The organism is Nocardioides sp. NPDC047086, assembly GCF_040643685.1.
In the GTDB taxonomy this organism is placed as follows: domain Bacteria; phylum Actinomycetota; class Actinomycetes; order Propionibacteriales; family Nocardioidaceae; genus Nocardioides.
On sequence record NZ_JBEYUV010000021.1, the window covers coordinates 35,066 to 47,088 of the forward strand.

At 68.8% G+C, this 12,023-nt stretch carries 13 protein-coding genes; 10 read left to right on the forward strand and 3 right to left on the reverse strand.

What is annotated here, in order from left to right:
* Positions 1-12: 12 nt before the first annotated feature.
* Positions 13-381 (reverse strand): YciI family protein, encoded by a 369-nt coding sequence (locus tag ABZ796_RS16165; RefSeq protein WP_357338177.1) that lies wholly within the window; start codon positions 379-381, stop codon positions 13-15.
* A gap of 37 nt (positions 382-418) precedes the next feature.
* On the opposite strand from ABZ796_RS16165, the gene ABZ796_RS16170 reads away from it, so the two are divergent.
* The gene (locus ABZ796_RS16170) at positions 419-1,663 is read left to right on the forward strand and encodes a sigma-70 family RNA polymerase sigma factor (protein WP_357338178.1); all 1,245 of its coding nucleotides are present in this window, start codon (positions 419-421) and stop codon (positions 1,661-1,663) included.
* On the opposite strand, the gene ABZ796_RS16175 is transcribed toward ABZ796_RS16170, so the two are convergent.
* Entirely contained in the window at positions 1,636-2,079 is a 444-nt protein-coding gene (locus tag ABZ796_RS16175) for a hypothetical protein (protein WP_357338180.1), read from the reverse strand. The two genes, ABZ796_RS16170 and ABZ796_RS16175, sit on opposite strands and share 28 nt — an antisense overlap.
* 190 nt (positions 2,080-2,269) lie before the next feature.
* On the opposite strand from ABZ796_RS16175, the gene ABZ796_RS16180 reads away from it, so the two are divergent.
* The 8 genes from ABZ796_RS16180 (at position 2,270) to ABZ796_RS16215 (ending at position 9,400) form a co-directional block, all read left to right on the forward strand.
* On the forward strand, positions 2,270-3,844 hold the full coding sequence (locus tag ABZ796_RS16180) for an alkaline phosphatase D family protein (RefSeq protein WP_357338181.1): 1,575 nt from the start codon (positions 2,270-2,272) through the stop codon (positions 3,842-3,844).
* Positions 3,845-3,923: 79 nt separating this feature from the next.
* Positions 3,924-4,226: a hypothetical protein gene (locus ABZ796_RS16185; RefSeq protein WP_357338183.1), complete on the forward strand. Its 303-nt coding sequence runs from the start codon at positions 3,924-3,926 to the stop codon at positions 4,224-4,226.
* Positions 4,226-5,281 (forward strand): hypothetical protein, encoded by a 1,056-nt coding sequence (locus ABZ796_RS16190; protein WP_357338184.1) that lies wholly within the window; start codon positions 4,226-4,228, stop codon positions 5,279-5,281. Before ABZ796_RS16185 ends, ABZ796_RS16190 begins: the two co-directional genes overlap by 1 nt.
* The gene (locus tag ABZ796_RS16195; protein WP_357338185.1) at positions 5,278-5,775 is read left to right on the forward strand and encodes a DUF4919 domain-containing protein; all 498 of its coding nucleotides are present in this window, start codon (positions 5,278-5,280) and stop codon (positions 5,773-5,775) included. Before ABZ796_RS16190 ends, ABZ796_RS16195 begins: the two co-directional genes overlap by 4 nt.
* On the forward strand, positions 5,775-6,848 hold the full coding sequence (locus ABZ796_RS16200; RefSeq protein WP_357338186.1) for a hypothetical protein: 1,074 nt from the start codon (positions 5,775-5,777) through the stop codon (positions 6,846-6,848). The genes ABZ796_RS16195 and ABZ796_RS16200 overlap by 1 nt, the downstream gene beginning before the upstream one ends.
* Entirely contained in the window at positions 6,845-7,342 is a 498-nt protein-coding gene (locus ABZ796_RS16205; protein WP_357338188.1) for a DUF4919 domain-containing protein, read from the forward strand. Before ABZ796_RS16200 ends, ABZ796_RS16205 begins: the two co-directional genes overlap by 4 nt.
* Positions 7,343-7,362: 20 nt before the next feature.
* Positions 7,363-8,418 (forward strand): hypothetical protein, encoded by a 1,056-nt coding sequence (locus ABZ796_RS16210; RefSeq protein WP_357338189.1) that lies wholly within the window; start codon positions 7,363-7,365, stop codon positions 8,416-8,418.
* A gap of 49 nt (positions 8,419-8,467) precedes the next feature.
* On the forward strand, positions 8,468-9,400 hold the full coding sequence (locus ABZ796_RS16215; RefSeq protein ID WP_357338190.1) for a hypothetical protein: 933 nt from the start codon (positions 8,468-8,470) through the stop codon (positions 9,398-9,400).
* 9 nt (positions 9,401-9,409) lie between these two features.
* Here ABZ796_RS16215 and ABZ796_RS16220 read toward each other — a convergent pair whose 3' ends face one another.
* Positions 9,410-11,269 carry a long-chain fatty acid--CoA ligase gene (locus tag ABZ796_RS16220; RefSeq protein WP_357338192.1) on the reverse strand — a complete coding sequence of 620 codons (1,860 nt, stop codon included), beginning with the start codon at positions 11,267-11,269 and terminating at the stop codon, positions 9,410-9,412.
* A gap of 309 nt (positions 11,270-11,578) precedes the next feature.
* Here ABZ796_RS16220 and rpsT point away from each other — a divergent pair, with 309 nt between their 5' ends.
* Positions 11,579-11,839 carry a 30S ribosomal protein S20 gene (gene rpsT, locus ABZ796_RS16225; RefSeq protein ID WP_357338193.1) on the forward strand — a complete coding sequence of 87 codons (261 nt, stop codon included), beginning with the start codon at positions 11,579-11,581 and terminating at the stop codon, positions 11,837-11,839.
* Positions 11,840-12,023: the final 184 nt, after the last annotated feature.

A 12,023-nucleotide genomic window follows, 5' to 3' on the forward strand; every position in this document is an offset into this window, starting at 1 on the left:
ATCCCCCTCGGGTCACACCTGCGCGAAGTCGTCTCCCATCACCGGCCGGATCTCGATCGGCTCCCCGAGGACCGCGACGATCCGCGACACGATGTCGATGGCGCGCTCCTGGCTGGCCACGTCGATGATCGCGAAGCTGGCCAGAACTTCCTTCAGCTCGGCGAACGGGCCGTCAGTCGCGACCGGCCCGTTATCGCCCGGCCGCACCGTGACCGACACCGCCGGGTGCCCCAGACCTTCCGTGCTGACCAGCTCGCCACTGGCCACCAGCTCCTGCTCGAACCTCTGGTACTCCGCGAACGCCTCGAGCGCCTCCTCGGAGGCCGTCTCGGAGGGGTCCCACGCGTCGGCGGGCGTGTAACCCAGCATCAGATACTTCATACCCCGAAACTAGTCCCCGTAACTAGGCTCTGTCGGCATGACCGAACCGGCGGCGCTCGAGGATCTCCTGCGGACCGAGGCGCCGTACGTCCTGAGCGCCCTGGTCCGCCGCTTCGGCCGGTTCGAGGCGGCCGAGGACGCGGTCCAGGAGGCTCTGCTGGACGCCAGCACCCAGTGGGCGCGCGACGGCGTTCCGGAGAACCCGCGCTCGTGGCTGACCAGGATCGGCTACCGGCGGATGGTGGACCTGCTCCGCTCCGAGCAGGCGGCCCGTCGCCGCGAGCTCCAGGTGGGGATCGCCGAGGTGGTCACGCCGGCCGGCCCGGCAGCGGAGACCGACGACAGCCTGACGCTGTTGCTGCTGTGCTGTCATCCGGCGCTGTCGCGGACCGGACAGGTGGCGCTCACGCTGCGCGCCGTGGGCGGTCTGACGACGACCGAGATCGCCCATGCGTACGGCGTTCCGGAGAACACCATGGGCACCCGGATCAGCCGGGCGAAGCAGACGCTGTGGAAGGCCGGCGCCCGGTTCACACCGACTGGGGAGGCCGAGCGCGCCGATCGGATAGGGGCCGTACTCGACGTGCTCTACCTCGTCTTCAACGAGGGCTACACCGCCACTGCCGGCTCCGAGCTGGGCCGGATCAACCTGGCACACGAGTCGATCCGGCTGACCCGGATGCTCGCCCGGATCGCTCCCGGCGAGCCCGAGGTCGCCGGTCTGCTGGCGCTGATGCTGCTCACCGAGGCGCGGCGGCCGGCGCGCACCGACCCGGATCTCGGCCTGGTGCCGCTGGCCGAGCAGGATCGCTCCCGCTGGGATCGCGCGCTGATCGAGGAGGGGCTGGCCGTGCTGGAGGAGGTGTGGGGCCGGAGCGATTCCGGGCCCTTCCTGATCCAGGCGGCGATCGCCGGCGTCCATGCCCACGCAGAGTCCGCCGCGGACACCGACTGGCGAGAGATCCTCGGCCTCTACCTGCTGCTGGAACGTACGCTGCCCACCGCACCGGTCCGCCTGGGCCGGGTGGTCGCGGCGGCTCACGCGTTCGGCCCGGTGGTCGGCCTGCAACTGCTGGACGAGCTCGACACCGAGCACGGCCTCGCCGACGATCCACTGACCGCGCAGCGGGTCCTGGCGGTGCGGGCACACCTGCTGGACCAGCAGCGCGATCCGTCCGCAGCCGCCCAGTTCCGGGCGGCTGCGAACCTGACCGCCAATGAGGCCGAACGCGACTACCTACTGCGGCGCGCGGATCAGGCCCGGGTCATCGTCGACTCGTAGCCGCCCTGTCCGGCGTAGTCCCACTCGCCGGACATCACGTCACCGGTCTCGTCGAAAGTGCCGACGAACTTCACCGGCGATCCCTTCTCTCCGCCCCAGATGGTGAGGGTGTCGCCGTCGAGCTCGTAGACGTAGTCGAGAGTGGCGCCGGTGTTGTCGTAGTAGCGCGAGTGCACGTCGGCGCTCGGCTCCTCGCCGAACGGGCGCAGGTTGCCGATCACCTCGATCCCCGTCGTGACCTGGCCGAACTGCTCCAGACGTACGTCCTGCAGCAGGAAGTAGCCGCCTTCCATCCAGCGGTAGGTGACCTCACCCTCCGCCCCTCCGGTCACCTTCCAGGTGCCGATGAGCCGGTCCAGGACGCGGATGCCGGAGCTCGGTGCAGGCAGTGCGGGCATGGCGTACTCGTCGTTCATGTTGTCGCTCCTCAGGGTGTGGCCGGCGTATCCGGCCTTCACCCCTCTCTCGGAGCCCGCCGGGCGATCTCGACACCCGGGTGAAAAGAAGTTTCTGTTTCATCCGGAGCCGGCATCCATCGCGTACGTGTTCACTGACAGGACCCGCGGAACTCACCGGTCGTTCCGCCGGGATCGGCAGGTTTGGTCCATGACCCCACTCAACCGCCGCTCCGTCCTCGGCCTCGGTGCCGCCGCCGGTGCCGGACTCGTCATCCCCACGACCGCAACCACCGCCCACGCAGCCCCCGCCTTCGGCCCTGCCCATTTCGTACGGAGCAACCGTCCGAGCCTCACCCACGGCGTCCAGTCCGGCGACGTCGGCGCCCGGGGCGGGGTCCTGTGGAGCCGCGCGGACAAGACCTCGCGCCTGGTCGCCGAGATCTCGGCCGACGAGTCCTTCCGCCGGGCCCGCCCGGTCAGCGGGCCCGTGGTGACCGCGAGGAGCGACTTCACCGGTGAGCTGAAGGTCGACGGTCTCGAGGCGGGATGCGACTACTTCTACCGGGTCCGTGCCGTCGACCCCGACGACCCGCGCCGCGGCAGCGCCTGGGAGCTGGGCCGTCTCCGTACGGCGCCGAGCAAGCGCCAGGACATCCGGTTCCTGTGGTCCGGTGACATCGCCGGCCAGGGCTGGGGTGCCAACCCCGACTTCGGCGGCTTCCGGATCGCACCCGCGATGGCGGCGCGCGAGGCCGACTTCTTCCTGAGCTCCGGCGACAACGTCTACGCCGACGGCCCGCTCACCTCGACCGTGACCCTCCCCGACGGACGGGTCTGGAACAACATCGTCACCGACGAGAAGCACAAGGTCGCCGAGACACTGACCGAGTTCCGCGGGCAGTTCGCCTACAACCTGCTCGCCGACAACTGGCGCGCGTTCCTCGCCCAGACGCCGATCGTGGCGCAGTGGGACGATCACGAGGTCACCAACAACTGGTACCCGGGCGAGATCCTCCCCGACGACGGCCGCTACACCGAGCGCCGCGTGGATGTCCTCGCGGCCCGCGCGAAGCAGGCCTTCCACGAGTACATCCCGGTCGGCGACGCCTCCCCCGACCCCGACGGCCGGATCTACCGCAAGCTCTCCTACGGCCCGCTCATGGACCTGTTCGTCCTCGACATGCGCACCCACAAGGACGCCAACACGACCGACGCCGAGACGAGCGCCGACGGCGGCGTGCTCGGTGAGCGTCAGACGAGGTGGCTGCTGCGCGAGCTGGCCGCCTCCCGCGCCACCTGGAAGGTCATCGCGGCCGACCTGCCGATCGGCCTGGTCGTCCCCGACGGCACCCTGCAGGAGGGCATCTCCCAGGGCGACGCCGGCGCCCCGCTCGGCCGCGAGCTCGACATCGCCAAGGTGCTCACCGGGCTCAAGCGCCTCGGCATCCGCAACCACGTCTGGCTGACCGCCGACGTCCACTACACGGCGGCTCACTCCTACGACCCGAACCGCGCCGCCTACCAGGACTTCGACCCGTTCTGGGAGTTCGTCTCCGGCCCGCTCAACGCCGGCGCCTTCGGCCCCAACAAGCTCGACTCGACCTTCGGTCCGGCCGCCGAGTTCGTGGCCGCTCCCCCGGCCGCCAACACCTCACCCGCCGACGGCTTCCAGTTCTTCGGCGAGGTCGAGATCGACGGACGTACGCAGCAGCTCACCGTTACCCTCCGGGACATCGACGGCGGTGCTCTTTTTACGAAGACGCTGGACCCGAGTTTCCGTTAGGGTCTCCGGGCTAGGGCGTGTCTGTTGTGAAGACACGCCCTAGCCGTCTCCCGTTCGGGCCCAGGAGGACCAGCAGACCATGAGCGAAATTCATGTCGTCCCCAAGGACATGAAGACATCCATCGGCATCGCCACGGACGCCGAGAGCGCCGTACGCAAAGCCGATTCCGCCGGTTACCTGACCAAGGCGGGCGCTGCGGTCCCCGGGGCGGAGTCGGTCGGCTACCTGTCCGATCTCGGCACCCGCTGGACCGACGAGACGAAGGCCGCGGCCGACAGCTCCCAGAAGCTCGCCGCGGAGATGCAGAAGGCTCTCGACGAGTTCGAGGCCGCTGACAAGGCCTCCGGCGAGAAGGGCGGAAAGGTCATGGGCCCGAACTGATGGCGATCACGTTCGGCCAGGTGAAGACCTGGAAGGCAGCACCGTTGGGTGACGCCGGCGACGGTCTCAAGGCCGACCTCCGAAACCTGGAGACCAGCCGCGACGAGCTCGAGGCCAACGGCGTGGCCAAGTCCTGGACCGGTGTCGCCGCCGACGCGGCCCGCGGTCACCGCGACTCCCTGGTCAAGAACCTCAGCACCCACATCACCGGCAAACAGGGTATGCAGAAGGCCCTCTACTCCGCCGAGACCCAGGTCGAAGCCATCGAGCGCCTCGTCCAAGGCATCCTGGACCGCGCCAAGACCCAGGAGTTCACCGTCGCCGACGACGGCACGGTCACCAGCACCGCCACCCCACCCACCTTCCACAACCGCTACGAGGCCGAAGAGTGGGGCAACAGCCGCAACACCACCGCCCAGGAGATCGCCGACGACATCTCCGACGCCCTCGCCAAGGCGGCCGGCGTCGACCAGATCCTCACCGACGGTATCCCCGACGGCACCGACGCGGACCTCGACCAGACCCGCGATCAGCGCGGGATGGCCTCTCCCGAGACCACCGAGCGGTGGGCCCAGCTCACCGAGGCCGAACGCAAGGCGATCATCGACCAGAAGATCGAGGAGCTCGCCGAGGAGTACGGCGTCGATGTCGAGGACATCGTCTGGGACGCGCAGGGCAGCACCAACGGCTACTGGAGCGAGGACGACCACACCGTGCACCTCAATCCGGGCAACGTGGACAATCCCGACATCCTGCACACCGTGGCTCACGAGATGCGCCATGCCCGGCAGTACGAGGCCATCGACGACAACAACGACTTCCAGTTCTGGTGGGAGGACGACCCCTTCGACATGCACGAGGAGGACGGCATCACCGAGAAGCAGGCCGAGTCGTGGGAGGAGAACTTCGACGACTACAAGAGCACCGACAACGGCGCCACCTACGACGAGTACTACAACCAACCCGTCGAGGCCGATGCCCGCAAGTCCGGTCGCGAATATCTCGACAACCTGACGCCCGCTGAGCTCGACCGCCTCCTGAAGGAGTCGAAATGACGACGTACGCCGACCTGGTCACCGCCTACCTCGACGTCCCCGGCCCCGAGACGCTGGGGCCGCTTCGACGCGCGGTCCGCAGCTCCGCCAACTTCACCGTCGACCTCGACCTGGCTGCGATCGACAAGCTGCTCGCCGACGGCGCCTACGCCGAGGCCGCGGCCGCGCTGCGGGCGCTCATGCCCGGGGCGATCTTCAGCCCGTCGGCCCACCTGCGCCTGGCGACCGCGCTGGAACGCTCCGGCGAGGAGCGCTCCGCTGCCCGTGAGCGCCAGGTGGCGAGTGCCGCCCTGCGGAGCATCCGGGCGACCGGCGACGGCACCGAGGAGCATCCCTGGACCGTGCTGCGGATCAACGACGAGTACGACCTGCTCCGCGCCCTCGACAAGGTCCCGGGCCGCCAGGATCTCCTCGAGGTCGGGGGGCGGCGGATCGACCGTCACACCTGCACCGACGGGACCCTCGCCCACTTCGACGCCTCCGCGCTCGTCTGATGGCGATCACGTTCGGCCAGGTCAAGACCTGGAAGGCGGCGCCGTTGGGTGACGCCGGCGACGGTCTCAAGGCCGATCTCCGCAAGCTGGAGACCAGTCGCGACGAGCTCGAGGCCAACGGCGTGGCCAAGTCCTGGACCGGGATGGCCGCCGACGCGGCCCGCGGTCACCGCGACGGCCTGGTCAAGGACCTCGGCAGCCACATCACCGCCAAACAGGAGATGCAGAAGGCCCTCTACACCGCCGAGACCGAGGTCGAAGCCATCGAGCGCCTCGTCCAAGGCATCCTCGACCGGGCCAAGACCCAGGAGTTCACCGTCAGCGACGACGGCACGGTGACCAGCACCGCGACCCCACCGACGTTCAAGAGCCGCTACGAGGCCGAGGAGTGGGGCACCAGCCGCCAGAACGTCGCCGAGGAGATCGCCGACGAGATCGAGAAGGCGCTGGCCAAGGCCGTCGGCGTGGACGCGATCCTCGCCCGCGGCCTGCCGACCGGCATCGACGAGCAAGGCGACGAGTACGGCAACATCGACCCGGCCATCGCGGAGAAGTGGGAGACGCTCAGCATCGAGGAGCGCAAGGCCGTGCTCGAGGAGATGGTCAAGAAGATCGCCGAGGAGAGCGGCGTCGACATGCCCACCATCGACTGGGACGACCTGGCGAACGACACCTGGGACGACAACAGCATCACCTACGGCTACTGGAGCGACGAAGAGCCCACGATGGCGCTCAACCCCAACGTGCTCGACGATCCCGGCCAGCTGATCAACACCGTCGCCCACGAGGTCCGCCACGGTCGCCAGCACGAGGCCATCGACGACAAGAACGACTGGCAGTTCTGGTGGGAGGACGACGACCCCTTCGACGAGCACAAGGCCGACGGCATCACCGAGGAGCAGGCCGAGTCGTGGGAGGAGAACTTCGACGACTACAAGAGCACCGACAACGGCGCCACCTTCGACGAGTACTACAACCAGCCCGTCGAGAAGGACGCCCGCAACTCGGGCCGTGACTACCTGAACAATCTCACCGAGGAGGAGTTCAACCGCCTCCTCGAGGAGTCGAAGTGACGACGTACGCCGACCTGGTCACCGCCTACCTCGACGATCCCGGCCCTGAGACCCTCGGGCCGCTTCGCCGCGCGGTCCGCGGCTCGGCCAACTTCACCCCCGATCTCGACCTTTCTCCAGTCGACAGGCTGCTCGCCGAGGGGTCGTACGCAGCGGCCGCCGACGAGCTGCGGCAGGTCATGCCGGGAGCGATCTTCAGCCCCTCGGTCCACCTGCGGACGGCCACCGCGCTGGAGCAGTCCGGCGACGACCGGGCCGCTGCGCGCGAGCGGCAGGTCGCGGGGGCCGCCCTGCGCAGCATTCGCTCCACCGGCGACGGCAGCGAGCAACATCCGTGGTCGGTGCTGCGTATCAACGACGAGTACGACATGCTCCGAGCCCTCGACAAGGTCCGGGACCGCCAAGACCTCGTCGAGACCAGAGGCCGTCGTCTCGACCGCCTCACCTGCACCGATGGCACCGTCGCCTACTTCGACGTGTCCTCGTTCGCCTGACCGATCTCTCAGAAGGACCGATGAAACCCCGAACGTACGTCCTCAGCGTCCCGCTCATCGGCGTGCTCGCCGCCGCGCTCCTGGCCGGGTGCGCAAGCGACCCCGACCAGGACGGCTGTGACATCTCCGCGCTCGGGACGTCCGGCGGCTCGATCAGCCTGGCCGCCGCAGCGATGCCGTCGCGGGTCGACGCCGGCTCGCTGGTCACCGACCCCGAGGGGAAGTACGTCGTAACCAGCTGCACCGACGGCACCTGTCGCTGGAACGCCGCCGGTGGTGCGTACGAGACGATCTCCGACACCGGCTACCGGGCCATCAGCCCGGACCTCACACTCGTGGCGAGGAAGGTCGGCTGCTCGGACATCGCGCTGGTCGAGGTGGACGGCGACAAGCAGGTCCAGCGGCTCGAGGGCCTGCCGAACCCGAAGGTCACCGACGCCGGCCCGGTCGGCGAGATCGCGTTCAGCCCCGACGGCGAGCTCGTCGCCGGCGCTGGTCTCGAGGGCGACCTGATCATCTGGTCGGTCGAGGACGGCGACGAGCAGGCGAGCACCGATCTCGGCAACGGTGTCGGATCGATCTCGTTCAGCCCCGACGGCACGCAGGTGGCGGTCGCCTCCGGCGACAAGGTCTCGATTCTCGAAGCCGACTCGGGCGACGAGGTCGGCACCGTCGCGGCGGCGAGAGGCGCCGACCCGGTCTGGAGCCCGGACGGGCGCTGGATCGCCGGGGTGACCACCGAGGGCTACCCGACGCTCTGGGATGCCAAGACGCTCGAGGCGGCCGAGACCCTCCCCGGTCACCCGGTCACCGCCATCGCCTTCTCCCCCGACTCTCGCTCGTTGGCCGCCACCGGCGGGACCGACGAGACCGGGCTGATGCTGTGGGCACCCACCGCCCTGGGCGGCACGGGCGAATCCCGTGACCTTGCCCGGACCGCGGGCCCCAGCGCGAACGTGATCTTCAGCCCGGACGGCAAGATCCTCTACACCGCTTCTGCCGAGGACGGTGTCGCCGCCTGGGACGTCGCCACCGGCAAGCCCGCCGCGCATCTCGACCAGCCGCCGATGTCCTAGTGCCGTGGCGCGCTGGCGCATCACCGCCGGCGTACACAAGGATGTGGTCGTGAGCGCGATCCCGACGAACATCCCGCACGGGCAGACCGCCCGCCGTTTGGAGTGGCCCCACCTGCCACCTTTCCTGCGGTCATCGATCGAGAAGCGGCTCGGCGGTGGGCCGGTGGTCTCGGCGGAGTCGCACGGGGCCGGGTTCACGCCGGGGTTCGCCTCGGTGCTGACCTGCCAGGACGGCTCCCAGCACTTCGTGAAGGCGGCCTCCGCCAAGGCGCAGCGTGACTCCGCGGCGCTCTACCGCGAGGAGGCGGCGAAGCTGAAGAAGCTCGCCGGCTGGGTCCCCGCCCCGAAGCTGAGGTGGTTCGACGACGGCGAGTGGGTGGTCCTGGCCTTCGAGTACGTCGAGTCGCGGCTGCCGTCGCGGCCGTGGACGTCCTCGGACCTCGAGATCGTCTCGCAGGCACTGGTCGAGACCGCCGCCGCGCTCACCCCGGCCCCGGGCATCGGCTGGCCGACGTTCGCCGAGGAGCACGCCACCTACCCGGCCCTGTGGGACCGCGTGGCCGGCTACCCGGATGCCGACCGAGCGGCCGCGCTCGCGGCGGGTTTCGCCGAGCACACCGCCGGCGAGACACTGGTCCACCTGGACGTACGCGACGACACCGTCCTCATCCGCCCCGACGGTGGTGTCCTGCTGGTCGAGTGGACCTGGCCGGTCCTCGGCGCCGACTGGATCGACTCGCTCCTGCTGCTGGTCGGGCCGCGCGGTGACGGCCTCGACGCCGAGGCGTTCCTGGCCACGCACCCGCTGCTGGCGAAGGCCGCACCGGAGGCCGTCGACTCGGTCCTGGCCCTCTTCGCCGGCTACTTCCTGGCCGCCGCCGACCAGCCGGTCAAGACGACCTCGCCCCACCTCCGCAGGATGCAGCGGTGGCAGGGCGAGGTGTGTCTGGACTGGCTGGCTGAGCGCCAGGGCTGGGTTTAAGAGCTGGGATCAGGAGCCTGCGTAGAAGGCGTCGATCCGCGCCTGCTCCTTCGCCTCGACCACGTTGCGCTTGACCTTCAGGGACGGGGTCAGCTCACCGCTCTCGACGGTCAGGTCGTGCTCGAGGATCTCCCACTTCTTGATGGTCTCCCAGCGGTTGAGGCCCGCGTTGAGCTCGTCGACGTAGCCGCCGATCAGCTCGCGCACCTGCGGCGAGGTGACGATCTCCTCGTAGGACTTGCCCTCCAGACCGTGGGAGGCGCCCCATGCGGTGATCGACTCGGGGTCGAGGGTGATCAGCGCGGTGACGAAGTTGCGGTTGGCACCGAAGACCAGGAACTGGCTGGAGTAGGGGCACAGCGCGGCGAACTTCGACTCGATCGCCGGCGGCGCGACGTACTTTCCGCCCGAGGTCTTGAACAGCTCCTTGATCCGGCCGGTGATGGTGATGTAGCCCTCTTCGTCGATCGAGGCCTTGTCGCCGGTGTGGTACCAGCCCTCCGCGTCGAGCGCCTTGGCGGTCTCCTCGGGCAGGTTGTGGTAGCCCGGCATCACGTGCGGGCCGCGGATGAGCAGCTCGTCGTTGTCGCCGATCTTCACCTCGCTGCCCGGGAACGCCTTGCCGACGGTGCCGAGCTTGTTCTCCTCCAGGGTGCCGACCGCCGCACCGGCGGCATTCTCGGTCGAGCCGTAACCCTCCATGATCAGGATCCCGGCGGCCCGGAACCACTCGGCGATGTCGCGGTTGAGCGGGGCGGAGCCCGAGATGAAGAACCGTACGCGGCCACCGAAGCGGTCACGGACCTTGCTGAGCACCAGCTTGTCGAGCACGGCGTGCTTGAGCGCGATCGCGGTCGGCACGGACTTGCCCTCACGCAGCAGCCGGTCGCGGGCGATGCCGTTGGCGAAGGCGGCGTCGAAGAGCTTCTTCTTGATGCCGCCGTCGGCCTCGGTCATCATCACGATCTTGGAGTGGACCTTCTCGAAGATGCGCGGGGCCGCGCCCATGAAGGTCGGCTTCACGATGCCGAGGTTGTCGACGATCTTGTCCATCCGGCCGTCGATCGCGGTCGGGAAGCCGCAGGCGATCTGGATCGAGAGCAGCACCTTGCCGAAGACGTGGGACATCGGCAGCCACAGGAACTGCAGGTCGTCGGGGCCCAGGACGTCGCCCCGGACCCGGACGGCCTCGCCCTCGTAGACCCAGGCGCGGTGGAGCAGGCGTACGCCCTTGGGCCGGCCGGTGGTGCCGGAGGTGTAGACCAGCGTGGCCAGGTGGTCCGGGGTGATCTTGGCGGCGGTCTCGTCGATCAGGTCCGGGTGGTCGGCGAGGTACTTGTCACCGATCGCCGCGAGGTCGTCCAGGCCGATGACCCGCTCACCGTCGGTCTGGCCGTCGAAGGTGATGACCTTGACGATCTCGGGCAGGTCGGCGGCCTTCTCGGCGATCTTGGCGAGCTGGCCGTCGTCCTCGGCGAAGACGAAGCGGCACTCGGCGTCACCCAGGATGTAGGCGGTGTCCTCGACGTTGGTCGTCGGGTAGACCGTCGTGGTCGCTCCGCCGGCGAGCATCACCGCGAGGTCGGCAATGATCCACTCGTAGCGGGTGGTCGAGGCGATGCCGACCCGCTGCTCGAGGTCGAGGCCGAGCGAGACCAGGCCTGCGGCGAGGCGGCCGGCCAGGTCGCTGGCCTCCTTCCAGGTCAGCGACTTCCACTCCTCTTCGCCTGCCTCGGTCGTCGAGCCGACCACGGGATAGCGGAACGCCTCCGCATTCGGGGTCGCCTTGACCCGGTTGAGGAAGTGAAGGGCGAAGTTCGCCGGCATCTCGTCGAGGAATGCGAGATCGATCGCGGACTGGGTCGGCATGATTCTCCTGGCCTGCAGTGTGTGCGTGGGGGTGAACGGTGGGCGGTTAGCACGAGAGGGACCGCGCGGGGGACCCTAGACGCTGGAGCCGAGCCGCAACAGGGGGTTCCGCCGGAAATCTCGTGACCGAGATCACCACAGCCTACCCCGGAGTAGCTAGGTGAGGTACGGCGATTTGAGGCCAAACGACGCGAGTCTGTAATCTTGACCGCAAGCGTGTTCGCGTAGGCCTCTCCCCTCTCATTTCCCCGAGGGGCCGGATTGAGAGCTCGCACCACCACACGTCGAAGCACTGGAGATCATTCACCCATGGCGAACATCAAGTCGCAGATCAAGCGCAACAAGCAGAACGAGAAGGCGCACGAGCGCAACAAGGCCGTCAAGAGCGAGCTCAAGACCGTCATCCGCAAGTTCCACGCCGCCGCTGAGGCCGGCGAGAAGGACACCGCGGTCGAGACCGCCAAGGTCGCCACCAAGAAGCTCGACAAGGCCGTCTCCAAGGGCGTCATCCACAAGAACCAGGCCGCCAACCGCAAGTCGGCGATCGCCAAGAAGGCTTCCTCCCTCTGAGGCACCTTCTCTGACAAGCCCCGTCCTTTGGACGGGGCTTGTGTCATTTCTGCCGAAGCGTCCCCCGCGTCCAGCCGAAACCTCAGTTCTGGCGGCCGAGTAGTCAGTTCTGGCGGCCGAGATTGCAGATGGCCGCCGAGCTCGACGCGAAGCGCGCGATCGCCCAAGGCACAGCCGTCGCTGC

Coding starts and splice junctions, on each gene's coding strand:
- ABZ796_RS16165 (WP_357338177.1), bottom strand. CDS start 381: ATGAAGTATCTGATGCTGGGTTACACGCCCGCCGACGCGTGGGACCCC.
- ABZ796_RS16170 (WP_357338178.1), top strand. CDS start 419: ATGACCGAACCGGCGGCGCTCGAGGATCTCCTGCGGACCGAGGCGCCG.
- ABZ796_RS16175 (WP_357338180.1), bottom strand. CDS start 2,079: ATGAACGACGAGTACGCCATGCCCGCACTGCCTGCACCGAGCTCCGGC.
- ABZ796_RS16180 (WP_357338181.1), top strand. CDS start 2,270: ATGACCCCACTCAACCGCCGCTCCGTCCTCGGCCTCGGTGCCGCCGCC.
- ABZ796_RS16185 (WP_357338183.1), top strand. CDS start 3,924: ATGAGCGAAATTCATGTCGTCCCCAAGGACATGAAGACATCCATCGGC.
- ABZ796_RS16190 (WP_357338184.1), top strand. CDS start 4,226: ATGGCGATCACGTTCGGCCAGGTGAAGACCTGGAAGGCAGCACCGTTG.
- ABZ796_RS16195 (WP_357338185.1), top strand. CDS start 5,278: ATGACGACGTACGCCGACCTGGTCACCGCCTACCTCGACGTCCCCGGC.
- ABZ796_RS16200 (WP_357338186.1), top strand. CDS start 5,775: ATGGCGATCACGTTCGGCCAGGTCAAGACCTGGAAGGCGGCGCCGTTG.
- ABZ796_RS16210 (WP_357338189.1), top strand. CDS start 7,363: ATGAAACCCCGAACGTACGTCCTCAGCGTCCCGCTCATCGGCGTGCTC.
- ABZ796_RS16220 (WP_357338192.1), bottom strand. CDS start 11,269: ATGCCGACCCAGTCCGCGATCGATCTCGCATTCCTCGACGAGATGCCG.
- rpsT (WP_357338193.1), top strand. CDS start 11,579: ATGGCGAACATCAAGTCGCAGATCAAGCGCAACAAGCAGAACGAGAAG.